The 17,545-nt window shown below is 63.0% G+C and carries 15 protein-coding genes; all 15 read right to left on the reverse strand.

Going from position 1 to position 17,545, the window contains the following annotated elements:
• Positions 1-10 precede the first annotated feature (10 nt).
• The 15 genes from DES41_RS03155 to DES41_RS03225 all read right to left on the reverse strand — a co-directional run bounded on the left by DES41_RS03155 (position 11) and on the right by DES41_RS03225 (position 17,543).
• Complete coding sequence (locus DES41_RS03155) at positions 11-979, reverse strand: glycosyltransferase family 2 protein (RefSeq protein ID WP_114465818.1); 969 nt, start codon at positions 977-979, stop codon at positions 11-13.
• A gap of 7 nt (positions 980-986) precedes the next feature.
• On the reverse strand, positions 987-1,994 hold the full coding sequence (locus DES41_RS03160; RefSeq protein WP_114465819.1) for a polysaccharide pyruvyl transferase family protein: 1,008 nt from the start codon (positions 1,992-1,994) through the stop codon (positions 987-989).
• 20 nt (positions 1,995-2,014) lie between these two features.
• Entirely contained in the window at positions 2,015-3,193 is a 1,179-nt protein-coding gene (locus tag DES41_RS03165) for a glycosyltransferase (RefSeq protein WP_114465820.1), read from the reverse strand.
• A gap of 110 nt (positions 3,194-3,303) precedes the next feature.
• Positions 3,304-4,794, reverse strand: coding sequence for a lipopolysaccharide biosynthesis protein (locus tag DES41_RS03170; protein WP_170168084.1), 1,491 nt, complete (start codon positions 4,792-4,794; stop codon positions 3,304-3,306).
• Positions 4,795-4,862: 68 nt separating this feature from the next.
• On the reverse strand, positions 4,863-5,741 hold the full coding sequence (locus DES41_RS03175) for a glycosyltransferase family 2 protein (RefSeq protein WP_114465822.1): 879 nt from the start codon (positions 5,739-5,741) through the stop codon (positions 4,863-4,865).
• Positions 5,742-6,899: a polysaccharide pyruvyl transferase family protein gene (locus DES41_RS03180; protein ID WP_114465823.1), complete on the reverse strand. Its 1,158-nt coding sequence runs from the start codon at positions 6,897-6,899 to the stop codon at positions 5,742-5,744.
• Positions 6,900-6,905: 6 nt separating this feature from the next.
• Positions 6,906-8,069, reverse strand: coding sequence for a nitroreductase family protein (locus DES41_RS03185; protein ID WP_114465824.1), 1,164 nt, complete (start codon positions 8,067-8,069; stop codon positions 6,906-6,908).
• Positions 8,066-10,135 carry a glycosyltransferase gene (locus DES41_RS03190; protein WP_114465825.1) on the reverse strand — a complete coding sequence of 690 codons (2,070 nt, stop codon included), beginning with the start codon at positions 10,133-10,135 and terminating at the stop codon, positions 8,066-8,068. The genes DES41_RS03185 and DES41_RS03190 overlap by 4 nt, the downstream gene beginning before the upstream one ends.
• Positions 10,132-11,349 (reverse strand): glycosyltransferase, encoded by a 1,218-nt coding sequence (locus DES41_RS03195; RefSeq protein ID WP_114465826.1) that lies wholly within the window; start codon positions 11,347-11,349, stop codon positions 10,132-10,134. Before DES41_RS03195 ends, DES41_RS03190 begins: the two co-directional genes overlap by 4 nt.
• 2 nt (positions 11,350-11,351) lie before the next feature.
• The gene (locus DES41_RS03200) at positions 11,352-12,479 is read right to left on the reverse strand and encodes an acyltransferase family protein (RefSeq protein WP_114465827.1); all 1,128 of its coding nucleotides are present in this window, start codon (positions 12,477-12,479) and stop codon (positions 11,352-11,354) included.
• Positions 12,476-13,351, reverse strand: a complete 876-nt coding sequence (locus DES41_RS03205) for an aldo/keto reductase (protein WP_281277156.1) — start codon at positions 13,349-13,351, stop codon at positions 12,476-12,478. The genes DES41_RS03200 and DES41_RS03205 overlap by 4 nt, the downstream gene beginning before the upstream one ends.
• Positions 13,348-14,286 (reverse strand): glycoside hydrolase family 26 protein, encoded by a 939-nt coding sequence (locus DES41_RS03210; protein WP_114465829.1) that lies wholly within the window; start codon positions 14,284-14,286, stop codon positions 13,348-13,350. Before DES41_RS03210 ends, DES41_RS03205 begins: the two co-directional genes overlap by 4 nt.
• A complete protein-coding gene (locus DES41_RS03215) occupies positions 14,283-15,593 on the reverse strand; it encodes a hypothetical protein (RefSeq protein WP_114465830.1) in 1,311 nt (436 codons plus the stop codon). The genes DES41_RS03210 and DES41_RS03215 overlap by 4 nt, the downstream gene beginning before the upstream one ends.
• Positions 15,590-16,636 carry a glycosyltransferase family 2 protein gene (locus DES41_RS03220; RefSeq protein ID WP_114465831.1) on the reverse strand — a complete coding sequence of 349 codons (1,047 nt, stop codon included), beginning with the start codon at positions 16,634-16,636 and terminating at the stop codon, positions 15,590-15,592. The genes DES41_RS03215 and DES41_RS03220 overlap by 4 nt, the downstream gene beginning before the upstream one ends.
• Positions 16,626-17,543: a polysaccharide biosynthesis tyrosine autokinase gene (locus DES41_RS03225; RefSeq protein WP_114465832.1), complete on the reverse strand. Its 918-nt coding sequence runs from the start codon at positions 17,541-17,543 to the stop codon at positions 16,626-16,628. The genes DES41_RS03220 and DES41_RS03225 overlap by 11 nt, the downstream gene beginning before the upstream one ends.
• Positions 17,544-17,545: the final 2 nt, after the last annotated feature.

A 17,545-nucleotide genomic window follows, 5' to 3' on the forward strand; every position in this document is an offset into this window, starting at 1 on the left:
CCCCGCCTATTCAGCGCCCAAGGCGCGCGATTTTCCGCAGGGCTGCGCCCGAGCGTTCACGCACAAAGTCGAACGCTGCGGCTGCAAAGGCCTTGTCCCGCGCCCCACGAGTCAACAGCGTTCCGAACTGCAGCCCACGCACCGCAGACACCGCTTCGTATCGCGTCTGCAGTTGCCTCACAGCTGCCACACGCTGCTCCATCAACGCACGCAACCTCGGATTGCCAGCCACGAACGGATCGTTCAGCAACTGCGCGCTGTGGTCGACCATGGCACCGTAGTCAATGCGCGTGCGGCTAAAACCCGAGGACCGGTCCGTGTAGTGATAGCCGACTTCGCGCGTCAGCACATAGCGGCCACCAGCTCGCAGCAGGTCGAACATCAGCAGGTAGTCCTCGCCATGTCGCGACTTCGTCGGATAATGCAGTTTCTGTTCGTCCATGAAGGCGCGGCGAAACATCGGCTTGAGTAGCCCCCAGTCCGACTCGTCGTTGAAGGGGCGGGCGCGATCAACGAAGCGCTCGGCGGAGATCAGCTCGGGGCTCTGCCCCTCGCCCAGCCCTGCTTGGCTAAACGAGCCAGACTTCACGTTGAACCAGGCAAAGTTGTCGGCGACCGCATCCGCCTGCTCTGTTTGCGCAACGTGCAGCAGATGCTTGATGCGTCCGGGCACCATCGCATCGTCGGCGTCGAGAACTGCGATCCAGTCGCCTATCGCGGCATTTAGTCCAGCGTTGCGCGCTTTCGAGGGTCCACCGTTCTGCGCCAGGCGAAGCAAGCGAATGCGCCCATCCTTGACGGCGAGTGCGCGCACAGCTTCGGCTGTGCCGTCCTGCGACGCGTCATCGACGACGAGAATCTCATGTACCGGCCAGGTTTGCGCCTGTGCAGATTCGATGGCGCGGTCAACAAAGCTGGCCGCGTTGTAAGCGGCAATCAACACGGTCACGCGCTCGGGCGAGGGTTGGCGTTCGTTCATATCCGGCTCAAGTTGCAAGGCGCTTCGCAGCCTCGACAGCTTCCTGCATCTGCACTAGCCTCCGCGCAAAATCAGCGTCGCGGCTGAGATAGCACGGTCCCTTGGCCGCACTCGCCAAAGCCAGTCGAGCGCCTCTGGTGTATAGCGGGTCGGCCAAGCGCATTGGCCAGCGTAGCAGCCGCACCAGCCTGCGCTGGCGCGCGAAGTTAAGTTCGCTGTTGGCGGACGAGAACCGTCGCTCAAGATAGGCGCGCAACGTGGCCGCCTCGGCGTTTTCGGGTATATCGGCTTCACCGCGCACGCCCGTGCGGAGCAACAGCTTGCGCATATGGCCAAAGCGGTCGCGATCACTGGCGGTTCCTGCCGGAATGCTCACCGGCGCATACGTAAGGCCCAGCGAGAGGCACCAGTCGCGCCACTTGAACTCCTCGATGGCTGGCGAGATTCTCAGCGGAACCCACGGAATACGCAGAGTGTCAGCAACGATGGCCCCGTGCATGGCCTCTGTCACAACCAATCGAGCCTGCGCAAACTGCGCCAGGATGTCCCGGACTGGCTGCTGCGGCGTCACGTAGGTCATGCCCAAGTCCTCCACCATTTGTCGCCAAGGCGTCGAGAAGATCGACCGGTGATGCGGCATGAACAGCACCTTGCCCGCCTCTTCCGCGCGCTGCACTACCTGCGGAAGTGCGGCCAGCAAAATGGCGCTATCGGTTGCAGCGGCCTCGGGCCTTTCGATCACCGCTGCCGTCAGCGGCCCTCGAACCCCCAGCACATGCCAGCCGCTCATGTCCTGCGGCGGCACACCATAAGATGTCCCCGAACCAAGCACGATGACCTTACGCCGTGTGCCTGCGAACGGGGCCAGTTGCTGCTGAGTCAGAACACTACCGATGCCGACAAGCACGATGTCCGGATCGTCCAGCATCTCGGCAGGGAACAGTTGAGGCCATACAACCTCATTCAAGTCGTCACCGAAGTTGTGCTTCGGATCTTTGTAGTAGACGATTTCCATAGCAATCGTTGAAATGCTGCTCAAAGGACCGGCGCAATGCGCGCCCAGTCGTCGTATTCCTGCTCGAGCAGTCGCGTGCAAGCCCCGAGATCGAAGCGCTCACGCGCGAAGCCAGTGGCTGCGGCAGACATGCGCTCTGCGAGCGCGGGATCGCTGAGTATGCGGCTGAGCGCACTAGCCAAACCGGGCACGTTGCCTGGAACCGTCGCCAGCCCTGTAACCCCATCGACGATGCCCTCTGTTGCGCCCCCTCTTGCAGAGGTAACAACGGGTACGCCACAAGCTTGAGCCTCGACGATGACCAAGCCCAACCCCTCGGCATCCCCATTCTCGGCAACAACGCTTGGCAAGCACAGCAGCCGAGCCTGGGAAATCTGCGCTCTAACCGCCTCCGCAGGCTGGCTGCCCAAGAACTCCACCGGAACACCCAGTTGTTCTGCTTGGCGACGCAGGATCGGCGCCAACGGACCATCGCCGATCACGGCGAGCTCGAGATGGGGTATTTCCTGCCGCACACGCGCGAATGCATCAATCAGATGCGCACAGCCCTTCTTCTCAACCAACCGCCCGACGAAAAGTATTCTTGGTCGACGCTTCGCTACCGGCAAGCCCTGCGGAGTGAAGCGAGCCATGTCGATGCCAATGTAGTGCACTGCGATCTTCTCCGGCGCAATGCCATAAGCAATGGCAGCCTCGCGCACCGCATGGCTCACTGCAACAATTCGTACGCGTGGATGTCGGGACATCGCGACTAGCCGGTGGGGGTAGCTTCGGCCTAGCCATCCCCCTTGGCCTTCCTCCCACCATGATCTGTAAGTATTGATGTCGTAGCCGTGCAGGGTTACAAGGACCGGTAACCCAAGGTGACGAAGAGCAGGCCACATCGCTACGGCATCGGTACCAAAGTGCACATGGACAAGGTCTGCTTGCTCGCGCCGCAGTTGCGCAACTACACCTGGCGGCGGCAAGTTCAAGACTTGGCACAGCCGCCAGACCAGCCCCGCTGGGTCAGCGTTGCGCAGCATGCGTAGCTCGAGGCCATCCAGCCCCAAACTTGGAGTAGTCCGCCTCACTCCCACCAATACTGGCTCCCAATTTCTGCAGGCTTGCACCTGCTCCTTGATGAACGTTTCCGAGTAGGGAAGCACATCCGAGCGATGGACAATGACCTTGCGGGATGCGGAACGCGGTGATCTCATGGATATGGGTGAAGCAACACAAGCCAAGCAAATGCCACACGCAATTCGCGCGCCTGCGGTTGCTGTCTAATTCTTCTTTGGATAAGTGAGTGCATCGAGGAGCCAAACAACTAGCGCAATTGCCTGAATAAGGCGCCGGTCTCACGCAAGGCTTTCCAGCCTCCTGGCAAGACTGCGATCGCCATCACCCAGGCGACGACGAAGGCGACAGCTTGGACGCTCAGCATGACGATGTGACTAACGCTTTCGAGTGCGGCGAGGCCGCCAATCGCCGAAGCCAGACAGCTAGCGACCAGGGAGGTAGCGACCGGCAGCCGGATCGAGCGCCAGAAGTCCCCCATCTGAATGCCCGTCTGTCTGAACGCCAGCCGAAGCGTGGGGTACAGCAAGGCGTACACAGCAACGCCGTAGCCCACTGCAACCCCGAATGGCCCCCAGGGCAGCGCCGCAACGAAAGCAGCGCAGACCACCACGGCATTGATGACCCCTAGCAGCAGATAGTCGCGCGAGCGGCCAGACGCCAGTGACACCAGCCCGCGCAGGCTGGCAACGGGTTGGATGAAAGCCGTCACAGCGAGCGCCTGAAAAATCGGGACAGCAGCGAGCCATCTCTCCCCCAATAGCAAGCCGATCACCTGCTCGGCTGCAACCGCCAGAAACGCAACCAACGGCATGGACGTCAGGGCTAGCAGGAAGCTGACTTTGAGATAGTAGGCTCGAAACTTCTCAGGCTCATCGCGCAGTCGACTCATCGCTGAGAAGGCCACGGCGCTGATGGGCGTTCGCAAGTTCGTGATCGGAAACATCAGCAACTGATAGGCTCGGCTGTAGATGCCCAACGCTTCGGCACCCCACACGCGCCCAATCAGGATGTTGTCCAGATTGCGGTGAAAGTAGTTGACGAACTCGAAAGCGGTCACGTGTCCGCCGAACTGCAAGAGGCTGCGCACACCCTGTCCGCGTTGCGGCCGCTGGATGCGCAACGTAACCAACAGAATCAGCAACAGGCTGGTAGCCGCGGCGCCGGCGATGGTCCCCCATACCAACGACCAGTAAGAGTGCCCCTGAAAGGCAAGGACCACTGCCACCAGCAAACTGGCCAAGGCGCCCACGACGTCCGCCAGTGCCTTGCGCTTGAATTGCAGCCGGCTTTGCAGCATGGCGCCATGCTGGCTGCCCAGGCTGGTCAGCACGAAAGAGATGGAGATCAGCATCGTCGCAGGGACCAAGGCCGGATTGCCGAAGATCCAGCCAGCCAATGGCGCTGCCGTGGCCACGAGGACGCTCAGCGCCACCCCCGCTGCAAGGTTCAACCAGAAGAGGTTGCTGGCTTGCAGGGCGGTCAGGAGGCTGCCCTTTTGCACTGCAGCGGCAGAAAGGCCAAAGTCTTTGAAGACAGCAACAAAGGCCGTCACCGAAAGCACCATGGCCAACACGCCGAAATCCTCCGGCGACAACAGACGCGCAAGTACCGCCGTCGAGGCCAGACTGAAGACCACGCTGACCAATCTCGCGCCCACAGTCAGCAAGCCGCCACTCACCGACTTCCTGCGCAGTTCGCCCAGGTCGACTGGCGGGCCTGGCTTGATGGGCTCGGACATGGTGCCAGGCAATTCAGTCGCCATGCTTCATCGACCGCAACAGCCTGGGCTCAACACGATACGCAGGCTCACGGTTCTGCCCCAAACAGCTTCTCGTACTCACGCAATAAGCGCACGGCAACTCGGCCAAGTTGCCAGCGCAACCCACTCACGCCTGGGTAGTTCCGCTCTGTCGCGTCCAGCTGAACCCGCGCGCTGGCTTGCGTCGCATGCTGCACCACCTCAGCGAAGCCTGGCCGCGCCGCAAGTTGCCGATGCCCGGCCCGTACGCGCCGTCGCTTCGTCAGCAGTTCCTGGACTGTCGCCCGCGCCTGGTGCCGAACCACCATGGCAGAACTCCATCCGATCTGGTGTCCACTGGCCATTGCCCGCATGCCGAACTCGACATCGCCGCCACTGTGCAGAGTCGGATCGAAGCCTCCCAAGGCAAGAAGAGCATCACGCCGAATGGCCAGATTGGCCGTTGCCGCCCAACCCTGCGCCGCGTAGCCATCCTGGTTCAAGTGCATGCGCGCGTCGACCAGTTCCACAAGCGACGGGTGCGCGCCTGCGTAGGTCATCTCGATTGGGCCAGTCACGCGCGATTCGTCTCGCGTCGCGAAGTGATCTCGCACCGCGCTGAGCCAGGATGCGGCGGGAAGACAGCCCGCATCCGTGAAAGCGAGAATTTCGCCCTGCGCATGCTCTACCCCCAAGTTGCGCGCCGCGTAGCTGCCACGTTGTCCGCACACGAGGATGCGGATGGGCGTCCAGGCATGGCGGTTGGCAAACGCCTGGCAGACCTGCACGTGCTCAGCCTCTGAACCGTTGTCGATGATCAGCAACTCGTCGCCCTCGCGCAGCAGGGTCCGAATCGCGTCGGCCGTCTGCACAGCGGCGTGCCCGTCTCGGTAGGTCGGCACGATCACCGAGATGCCGCCACATCGGGCGACGACAGCTCTTTCCATTTAGGCTGCCTCAGGATGACGGCGGCGCAGCAGGGCGAAGACTTCCGCCCACATGGCTTCGCTCAGCGAACGCTGATCTGCCGCGGCGGACGCAAGTTGCCTGCGCGCTTCAGCGTGCTGGGCCGCAGCCATGAGACGCTGCAACGTAGGCTGCCATGCGGCCTGGTTGGCCAGGTCGATGTTGAGATGAATGCACCCGTAGTCCGCCATCACCTCCTGGTACTTGTGCGTCCATCCGCAGGCCACCGACGGCACGGCCGCCGCCAGTGCGCTGATCAGCCCATGGAAGCGCGAAGAGACTGTTGCATGCGCAACGCCGATGATGGCCTTTGTCACCAGCGGAGATGGCTCGTCCAGCACCTCGATAGGCTGCGGCAGCATGGCATTGAGTTCAACGGCCAGGCGCCGGTCACCGTCACCCTCATGCACAAGAAGTGCAAGCCGCCGGCCCGTAGCGCCGAGCTGCGCTGCCGCACAACGAAGGAAAGCAAGGTATGTGTTGCGCCTTGCCTGGTCCTGGCCGACCATCTTTTCGTTCGGGATCAACAACACAGCGCCCTGCACTTCCCGCAGCCGCTCGGGCAGTTCCGGGTGGAGCAGGTTCGTGAAGTCAGGCCTGAGGCGTACGTTGTGCTTGTCTGCAGCAAGGCCCTGGACATGCTGCATCGACGTCTTGTCACGCACGCAGATCAGATCGGCCTTGCCGAGCACCTTTTCAAAGGCGCTGGCCATGCCTGGCTCCTTGAAGGGCCCCAGGGCCTGCGGAAGCACGACGAACGTGTTGCGGTCCGTCTTCCAGTTGGTTGCGACGGCAACCAAGCGGCGCTGCAGCTTCTGCAGGCCCCAATAGTCGCCGTACGCAAATCCTGACGCGTCGAGCACCACGTCGATGTCACTCGGCGCCATGAACCCCACGCCTTGGCGAAAGCCACGCGGCACGAGTTCGCACAGCCTGGATTTGTCGAACCCTCCACGATCGCGGGGATACGTGCTGTACAAGCCATAGTGCATGCGCTTGTCGGTAGGCCAGGTGAACGGCACGGCAAAGCGCGCTCCCGGCAGGTGCTGGCTGAAGCGTTCACGGATCGCTTCGAGCATGAGCAACGCCCCCTTGTTGTGCGGGGACACGCCGACGATTTCAATGTTCAGCACGCTCACCTTGTCTCAGATCCACCGCAGCATTTCATCGACATGCTTCTTCTCTGAATGCGGAACCAGGCCTGCAGCTTGCGGGTAGCCCACAGCGATCAGCATCACCACGCGCTCGTACGGCTCAAGGTTCAGCAAGCGCGCCATTTTGCGCTCACGCTGCTCCATGTCAGGCCAGTTGATCGAACAAGAGGCCAGTCCCAAAGTTTCCAACGCAAGCATCAGCTGCATGTTGGCCAAGCTGGCGTCGATGTAGATGATGTGGCGGTCGCGTTCGTACGGGTAAGCGCTCAGATCGCCAACGACGGCCAGCATGACCGGAATTCCATCGGCGTATCCGGCGGTGCCCATGGGCAAATGCACAAGCGCCGTCTTGACAGGGCCGTCGGCCACCGCGACATAGCGCATTGGCTGGCGGTTGCAAGCAGAAGGTGCTTGCGCTGCCACGGCAACGGCGCGCTCGATCAATTCGCGCGGCACGGCGCGAGATTCGAAATTGCGCACGGAGGCCCGACGCTGAGCCAGGGTCAGCAACTGGTCGTACGTCACATCGCTGGTCGGAAGCTGCGCGTGAACGGCCGGCGCCGCAGGCGTGCAGTCCTGCGCATGCAGCAGAGCGCGGGCCTGATCGCTCAATCGAGCAAACCGCCGTGGCTGCTGTGCGGACTCTTTCCACTCGGTCGCCGAGAAGTAGCTGCCTAGAACGTCGTGCGCGTACTTGAGCAACGACACGTCATGGGCGCTGGACGCTTGCAGCAGGTTCTCGAACGCCCTTAGCGTCTCGTCGATGTAATCGAGCGCGAACACCTTGCGCGCCGGCACCATGCAGAGGCCCTTTTCAAGGCGGTGGACGTTGCGACGGATGATGACGGATGCCACCTCGCTCGAAGCTTCGTGGCGAATGTGGTGGAGTCGACCGGCAACCGTCGCATGCTGCTCCCGGTTGAACTCTGAACTGAAGAAGTAGTAATAGGTCTTGGCAAGCCAGGGACTGGATGCCGCCAATGGCAGCAAGGCCAGATCGATGCGGTGATGCAATCGTTCGATCTTGTGGCGCGCAAAACCGAAGGCACGTACGTACAGTGGCTTGCGTCTGGTCGGCTGCGCATCGCTGCCTCGCACCGCCGTGGCAGCAGCGGCAGGGCCATCCGCAGCGTCGATGCGTTGCCGTGCTGTCATGCTGCAGCCGCGCGCCCGTGTCGCTGGGCGCGCTTCACGACGTTCTTGAACAGCGCGACAGCGGCCGACAGCGAAACCCCCTGCCCAAAGTACCGCCGCACATCCGCCCACTCCAGCGGAAATCCATAGAACGGCGCCAGCAGTTGCAGATACAGACGCTGCTTGTCCGTTGCCGGCGCATCGGGCCACTTGGCGCAGATGCGTGCATAGGCGTCGATCAGCTTGGGCTTCTTCTTCTTGGAGATGCGGTCCGAGCGGTCATCGTCGGCCAGCCTGTAGGTGGCCTGTGGCACCAGGTGCGCCGGCCCGCACTTGTGGACCATGCGCAGGAACAGGTCGAGGTCCTGCCACGCGGGCATGGATTCGTCGAACAGGCCTGCATCCAGATAAGCCTGGCGCCGGGCAAAGATCTGGTTGCCGATGGTGTTGTATCGAAACAAATCGCCGAATTCAGTGACGGCCGGCTTGTCCAGCGTGTAGCTGCGCTTCTCGCTCTCGATCACCTCGGTCGCGTACAGCCCGCTGTAGCGCTGGCCGCTTGCGTCCAGCCGCGCAGCATGCTCGAGGAACAGGGCCAGCCGTTCGGGCATGAAGCTGTCGTCGTCGTCCAGCCCAGTCACCCACTCGCCGCGGGCGCTGCGAATCGCCTTGTTCCGCGCAGCCGGCGCCCCCAACGATTGGGCATGGTGGAAGAAGCGGATGCGGCCGTCCTGGGTGCTCAGCTGCTCTAGCCAGGCCAGCGTTCCATCGGTGGAGCCGTCGTCGGCAACGATCACTTCCAGATCCTGGTGCGTCTGCGCCAGCACGGAAGCCACTGCGCGCTGCAGCAGCGCCAGCCGGTTCTTGGTGGGGATGTAGACGGTGACCAGCATGCTCAGTTCTCGGGTAGCTTGGAATCCAGCGATGCCGGGGGCTTCTGACATGGCGGCGGCAGCGCCAGGGATGTTGAAGCGGGCTCGAACGCTGCGTGTCAGTTGCTGTACATGGGCGCTGAACGCGCGCCCGGAAGCCTGCGCCTCGAAGCCTGCACGGCCGGCATCGGCCAGTTGGCGACGCCGTTCCACCGGCCGCAGCGTCTGCAACGCCGCCAGCGCAGCGGCGATGTCGCCCACCGCGAAGCGGCACCCCGCCGGCACGTAGGGCTGCGTGCCCGGCAAATCACTGCACACCACTGGCACGCCCAGGGCCATCGCCTCCAGCATGACCAGCGGCACGCCTTCGTAGCGCGAGCACAGCAGCAGCACGTCGCAGTCGGCCAGCGCCGCATGCGCCGACATCCAGGGCTGCAGTTGCACGTGCTGGGCCAATGCTGGGTGCGTGCGCACCGTGGCTTCGATATCGCCGTGGTACGGGCCATCGCCGACCAGGCTGAAATGCAGGCCGCCGTAGCGCGCCGGATCTGATTGGGCCAGGTGGTCCAAGAGCAGGTCCAACCCCTTCTGGTGGGCGTCCAGACGGCCGAGCACCAGCGCGCGCAGCGGCTCCTGCGGTCCGCGCGCACGCACGGGCATGCGGGCGGCCTGTTCCAGCTCCGGTGCGATGGTGTTGGGCAGCACGAACACCGGGCCGGAAGGCCGCGCCCAGGCCCGGAACTCGTCGGCCTGCGCTTCGGTGATCGCCACCCAGCCACTGGGCACCTTGGCATAGAACCAGCGCACGAAGCGATCTTTCCATGCGCCGAGCCGGTAGCCCATCGACGCGAAGGCGCCAAGCAGCGGCACATACAGCAGCACGCGCAGGCCCATGGCGCGCAGCATCATCACATGCGGCACGTGCGCCCCCAGTGCGCCAGACGCCACGACAACGCACTCCGGCTCCAGCGCACGCACGCTGCGGCGCAGCCACTGCAGTTCGGCCCGCAAGCCCCCCTCTGCAGGGAACGGCTCGCAGCGCGTGGCCTGTGGGGCCTGGTCCAGCAAACGCGAGCTCGCCCGGGCTAGCACGCGGGGCCGCACCTGCGCCTGCGCTTGCAGTTCGTCGATCCAGCGCAGCAGCATGACTTCGTGGCCGCCGAAAAATGGCGATGCGTCCACGAACAGCCAACTGCCCAGAGGCGATGCGGTCATGGCCTGGCCTGGGCGGGAACCGCGTCGATGCTTGCGCGTGCGCTGCGCACGGCGGCCAGCAGGTCGTTGCCACGGTCGGGCCAACGGTAGCGTGACTGGGCGGCCACGAAGGCGCGCTGCTGCATACCGTTCAAGCGTTCGTGGTCGCCAATGGCCTCCACGATGGCGCGCGCCAGGCCGGCCAGGTTGTCGCTCTGGAGCATGCTGGCGCGGATGTCCTGCGGCAGCCCTGCGGCGGCGTACGCCAGCGTGGCCACGGCCACTCGGTTGAAGATGTAGTCGAGAAACTTGAGCTTGAAGCCGCCACCGATGGCCTCGGGCACGATGGCCAGGCGCGCCTGCGCGAAATGCGAGGCGATCTCGTCGACAAATCCGTGGATGACGGTGGCGCGGCTGCTGCGGCGCAGTTCGGCAGCCAGGTCGTCGGGGATGCCGCCGATCACGTGCAGCGTGATGCCGTTCTGGTGGAACAGCGCATCCGCTGCGGCGACGAACTGACGAAGGTTCTCCGATTTGGCAACCCAGTGGTAGTTGCCCACCATGATCACGTTGCGCGGCGTGTCGGCGGGCATGCGTTCGCGCGTAGACACCACACCGTCGTAGCCTGGCGTCAGCACCACGGTGGCGGTGTCGGGCGCGTCGGCATGGAACTTCTCCGCATCTTCCAGCGTGATGGCCGTCACCAGATCGACGGTGCGCGCGATGTGGCGCTCGATGGCGCGTGTCTTGATCAAGTTCTGCCACAAGCCTGCATGCTTGAAGACCGAACCCTTGAACCCGCGCACCAACGAGGTATAGACCGATGCCTCGTGGTCGTGCGCCACATGCACCAGCACTGGTGCGGCCCGGCCGGCGCGTGCCTTGAGGAACGGCGCCATGGCCCAGCCCAGTCCGTATTGGTCGAAGACCACGAAATCCCAAGTCTCCTGCGCCAACTCTTCGACCAGTTGGCGATAGGCCGGCGTGGCGTGCGAAGCGGCGACCAGCGGCATCGTGCTGAGCAAGGAGCGGGCAGTGCCGCGCGGCGTGCCGGGCACCAGGCGCCAGCGGACCGGCCAGTCGGCCGGCACGACAGCGGGCGGCTCGCACGGGAAGCCGGCGAAGGTGATGTCGGCACCGGCCTGTGCGACAGCACGCAGCAGACGGGCGGTGTAAATGCGGTCACCGGTGTCCAGCGGGAATGGCTGGGCGCGTGCGATCCAGAGGGCTTTCATGTTCACGTCGCAATCTCACGACCAAGGCTCGAGCGGCGGTCGAGCAACAGCTGCAAGCGGCTCTTCAAGCCCAGCGCGCGGCGCTCGATCAAGACCCAGCTCAGGAACGCGCACACAAAAGTACCAATCAACACGAGAACACCTCCCTGCCAACCCACAACGCCAACGGCGATCAACGCATTGGCGAGAGGCATGTGATAAAGATAGACGCCATAAGACAGGTCGTTGCCGCGCAACCAGCGAAGGGCAAGACCAGGATACGAATATGCGAAAGCAAGACAGGCGAGCCCATTTGCGACGGCATTGAGCAGCCCAATCTCGTTGCCGGGCAGATGCAGCAGCGGAGGGAAGTCCACAAACAAGGACAGGATGCCAACAGCAACGGCGATCAGGACGAACGGCAACGCGCGCCCTGCAATCAGCGGCTGAAGCCGGTCGAACTGCAACTGCGCCAGCACGCCAAGCAAGAACATCCACACCCAGCTGACGAATGACAGCGGCGACACGGTCATGACTTTACGGAGAGTTTCCACTTGCGCGTCACGAGGATCCAGACCAGCCGTAGCCCACCAGCACACCAAGAGAGAAATTAGCGCCGCACCGATAAGCACGCCATACAAGCGCCTGATCCGCTGGCCCAAAATGACCAGCAGCGGTAGCACCACATAGAACGCAAGTTCAACCGGGATGGTCCAAAGCACTGGATTCGCAACCCCCATTCCGTAGCCCCGCAAAAACTGCGGATTCCAGGACTGCAGAAAGCTCAGTTGCATCGCTATCCAAATCAACGTCGTGCCAACGTTCTCCCTCAAAGGCTCGGAGTACAGGAACAGCAGTAATGCGAGGCTGAACAGGCAAGCGGCCCACAAGCCCGGGAAGATGCGCAGCGCGCGACTGGCAATGTAAGCGGCAACGTTCGGGTTGCGCCGCCACGATCCGCCGATCAAAAATCCGCTGATGAAGAAGAAGATCGGCACGCCGGGAAACAAGCTAAGCACCTCTAGCCAAGAAGCGCTGTGCATCCCAGGCATGAAGCTGACCAGGTGAACCACCACCACCTGCGCCGCAGCAAACACCCGCACAAGGTCAAAGTTGTTGAGGGCATGGTCGCCTGAAGTAGCCGTGCTCATGCCCGCAGCTCCCGATCGGAAACGTCGGCCAAGGCGTGCTGATAGGCCTGCGCGTTGGCCCGCAGATGTGTCAATCGCGTCGTGCCCACAATCAGTGCCTCGACGGCGGGCAGGCTCAAAGCACTGCCCAGAGCCCCGCGCAGCGCTTGTTCCATGGAAACGCCATGCGGCGCCGCGGGCAGAAAACCTCGCAGCACAACGCGCTTGCCGTGCTGCGAAAGAGTGGCGAGCAAGTCAGGAGCGCGAACCGTCGCATCGAAAGCGAACTGGACAACGTCCACAGACTGATGCGTTCCGGCTTTCCACACCAATGCATCTTCATCGCAGGAGACGCCGAATGCACGGAACAGGCCCTTGGCGCGCCACTGCTCGACGCGACGCAAAAGTTGCTCGTCGTCCAGCACGCCGGGGTCGGGGCTGTGCAGATAAAAGATATCGAGATGGTCGGTGCGCAGCCTTTTCAAGCTTTCAAGAAGAGAACGCTCCAGGTAGTCGGGCTCGAAGCAGCGAGGCACACCTTGCGCTCGATGGTCGGCGACACGCTTGTGGACTGCGCCGCGTTGCGCGGCGAGCCAGCGAATGGGCACTTTGAACTGCGAGATCAAAGCTTGTTTGGCGGTCAAGCGCTGGCCGGCCTTGCTGGCAAGAATCACCTCTTTCCGGCGAGCGTGCAAGGCCTCCCCAATATATCGTTCGCTGTCGCCCTGCCCATAAATGCTGGCAGTGTCGAAGTGGCGCACGCCGAGTTCTAAAGCGGCATCCAACAGAGCGATGCATTCGCGCCGACTCAATGGGGTCAAGGCGGATCCGATGCGCGCGCACCCAAGCGCTAGCGTCGGCAATACGCGGTCGCCGCGATGACTCGAATTCAACGTTGCACTCCAAAAGCGCGGAGGAATTCCGCCTCGGCGAGCGGACGCTTCCCGGACGACAGTTGGCCGTCGTAATCGGGGGCCTTGTAATCCCAGTAAATGTGGTACTTCACAGGGTTGGACTGAATCCACTGGATCATGTTGCGCATGAACACAGGATCGTCGCCGCCGCCATGGCCGTCCGGCCGACTACCGGTACCCCATTCCGGAAAGGACATCGGCTTGCCATGCTCTGCAGCGAAGCGGCGATGCCAATCCAGCCCGAAGCGCGCATTGCGAACCATGCCCCAGCGCTGCTCAGCGCTGAGCGAGGGGTTCCAGTTGCCGTTGTAGACGTCAGCACCGATGGTGTCGACAACATCGTCACCGGGATAAGCCGCCTCTGGCGAAGGCGCGCCCGCATGGACGATCACACACCAATCGAACTGGAACTGTGCTCCTGGCACAGCGCGCATCGTCGTGACGATCTGACGCCAGTAGGCCTTCCAGGATTCCGGGTCCTTCAGCGAATTCCAGTGGAACCATGCAGCGTTGAACTCCCAGCCAATGCGAATGGTCGCATTTGCATGCCCGTGCTCAACAAGTGTCTGGGCGATCTGCCGAACGTGAGCGTTGTAGGCGCCCTGGCCTCCGGCTACCAGTGTCGAACTCCCGTCCTTGGGCAGCATCGGCAAGCTGAACACCATTGCCTTGCCGGTGTTCTGCCAACATTGAGCGATCCATTTGGTGCTGGATCGCATCGCGCTCCAAGAGTCCTGCGCAGGGCCATCGAGCACGACATCCACCTTCCGGCCCAACCACGTCTCGTGCGCCTTCAAGCGGTCACGGCCCGTGCAACCGGCACCTTGATAGGTCCCAAGAGCAGGCGGCTCTGCCGCTGGCGTCGCGCCAGCCATCGTGGCAGCCAGCGCGATCATCAAGAAATGCTTCTTCATGCCTTACTCCTCAAGAACTGCGCCACGGAGGGCGTACTCCACACCAGAAGGACAAACGCCAACCCATGTGCAAACGGCACGTAGTTCTGAATCAAGAGTGGGACAAAGATGGCAGCCCGCAGTTCGAGTGGCGCCCGCGAGCGGGAAAAGCAGTACAGCAGAAAACCGAAGTAGGCAGTGGCGCCAACAATGCCGAACTCGAACACCATCTTGAACAGAGCCATGCCGTGGGCCGGAAACTGTGCTTCGGCAATATATGCAACGAACGAACCGGAGCCAAAGCCGAACAAGGTGCGCAGCGGATCGGGCCACAGAAACTGTTCGAACAAGTAAAAGCCGCCGACAAACCGGGCAAAGCCACTCGATCCGGTTGAAGTGAACTCACGACTGCGGTCTAAAAACACCTTGACGAACACATTTTCGTTGGCAACGCCAGATAACAGCACGGCCCAGAACAAAGCGATTGCAATCAACAGAACTGCCGCAACATCCCAGCGTCGCTGCCTCACCATCCAGATCGGAAAGCACACAATCAAGGACAAGATTCCAGTTCCCGAATAGGACACAACGATCCCGGCGCAATAGAGCGCAACGCGTTTCCAGCTGAGCGCGCGATTGAGGAGTTCGCCGACCAAGGCAATGGCGAGGAGTTGGCTGAAGAAAGACGCCTCCAGCATGAAGACGCCATTGGAACGAAACGTTGTAGACCCATACTCGATCCACCCTTGCCCATTGAATCCGAGCACGCGCAAGGGCTCAGGAAGCAAGTTGTCCATCGGGAAGGCGAACAACGGTCCGATGACGAATTGCAGCAGGTACTGCGCTATGCCGCAGATTGCCAAGAAAGAAGCGAGAAGCCGAAACGCATCCCAAGCACGCTCGGGGCCGCCGTTCACAGCCCTTCCCCCCAGCACATAAGGCAAGTGCAGAACGCACAGCATCAGCAACGAGAGAACCGAGAAAGGTCCCCCGTGCACGAACTGCATCAGCCAAAGCACAGCGGCCATGGTGAGGAACCAGACGAAGCGCGCCGGGTCGATCACCAGCCGGCCGGTCAGAAGCCCTAGCAATCCGCCGAGGTAGATGAACGGAATCGAAAAAGAAATTCCCAGCGCTGCAAGCTTGGGTGCCCCGACCTTCGAAAGCAACGTCACACCGGCTAGCGGGAGCCTGTTGACCCACCTCTCGGCAAGGCGGAGGGAGGGGCGGACGGCCATACGGCTGTCAATGCGCGGATCCCGCCGGCGCGCCGCGTCCAACGGCACATCTGACATGCGCGCATTGAAAGGCGCGGCGGCATCCCTCATCCTTTTCGACCTTCAGCCAATGTCGGCTCCATGCTCGGCGCCATAGCGGGTGTCCACCTCCGCTCCCGCACCGTGACCCATCCGCTGAAAAACCCCAACGCCCAGGACCAATGCATGGCCGCAGCCGCAGGCCCCGCCAGCAGCGCGCAAACGGACCGGCGCCGCAGCACCAGCTGCAGCGAGACGCCCACCAGAGACGCCAGGTAGATCCCAGGCCATAACAATAACAGCGGCCACCACAGACTCAGCAGCACCGCCACGATGCAGGAACCCACATACCCAGGCACTGCCAACTGGCGCAAGCGCAAGGAGGAAGGGTGGCGACGCACCGTGCGCGAGCGGCCGCGCCCGTAGTTGAAGTACTGCCGCCACAAGCCCCGCAAGGTGTCACGCGGGCTGTAGCCGATTCGAATGTCGGCATCCAGGTAGATGCGGCTGCCCAGTGCACGCTGGCGGCAGTCGAGTTCGGCGTCTTCGTTGTGCGTGAAGCTCTCGTCGTAGCCGCCAGCCCGGCGAAAGCTCTCCATGCGGAACGCCGCATGGTGGCCATGGTCGATGAAGCCGCTGCGACGCCCACCACGGTGGGCGGATCCTCCCGATCCCAGCGGCGTGTCCGAAACCCAGGCAACGGCGCGCTGCAGGCAGTTGGAGCCGCCCGAATCCATGGGCACAACGACTGCATCGGCGTCTGTTCGCTCCAATGTGTCCACCAGGCGACGCACGAAGCCCGCCGGATACTCGGCGTGTGCGTCACAACGGACCAGAACATCGGCCGCCTTGCCCTCCACGCGCGCCGCCAAATTCACCGCGGCGCTCTGGACGCGCTGCGGGTTGGGCAGTAGCGACAGCCAGGGCCGGCTCTGCGCCAATTCGTGCACCCGCTCCACAGTGCCGTCGGTGCTGCCACCGTCAGCCACGACTATGCGCACGCGGTGCTGCTGTGGCCAGTCTAGCGCCAGTGTGTCCACCACGCTGTCGATGTGCGCACGCTCGTTGAGCGTGGGGATCACCACGAGGATCGACAGGCTGCGGTCAATGCTCATTGAGCAGAACTCCCGCAATCTTGGCGTGCGAGCGTCCGATCTGCTGCACCAGGTCTTGCAACGCGTCCATGCGGGTGCGGTTGCGGCGCCCGATCACCAGTGCAGCACCGCAACGCGCAGCGAGCACGCGACTGTCAGCGCCGCGCACGCCGGCGGGCGTGTCGACCACCACATGATCAAACCGGGTCAGCACGTCCTGCATGAGGAAGCTGAAACTGGGGCGTTGCATCAATTCCAGCGGATTGGGTGGCAGCGTGCCCACGGTTAGCAGGCTCAGGCCAGGCAGGCCCGGCACGTCCTGCTCGACATCGGCGGCGGCTCGGCCTGCCAGGATGTTGCTCAGCCCGGTGCCCGGCTGCATGCCGAACAACATGTGCTGGCGCGGAGTGCGCATGTCTGCATCGATCAGCAGCGTGCTCTCGCCCAACTGGGAGAAGGCCACGGCCAGATTGGCAGCAAAGTAAGTCTTTCCGTCGCCCACGTCGGGGCTAAGGATCGCGAGCGCCCGGCGCGGCTGGTCGGGCGCCAATACACCCATGAGCAACTGGCTGCGCACGTCGCGGAATACCTCCGCGGCATCGCTGAACGGATCGGTCGCGGTGACCAATTCATTGCTCAAGTCACCGCGACCGCCCTCGGCCGCGTAGGGGTAGTGGAATTGCTGTGACAACGCCCACAGCACATCGTCGCGCGATGCGAGCTTGAGGGCGATCGCCGCGTCACCAAAGCGCGTGCCATGCTGGCGCTGGTGCTGCAGGATGAGTTCGACCTGCCGCGCATCAAGTTTGCGCACTTCGCGGATGAGGTCGCCGATGGAGCGGTCGACAAGCTGACTTCCCGGCTCCGGTGTCGAAACAGCGGCCGGTGGGTCTGGGCGGGTGTCCAGTCCGTCATCGATCGCCGTCATGG

Source organism: Pseudorhodoferax soli (assembly GCF_003337555.1).
Lineage (GTDB): Bacteria > Pseudomonadota > Gammaproteobacteria > Burkholderiales > Burkholderiaceae_C > Pseudorhodoferax > Pseudorhodoferax soli.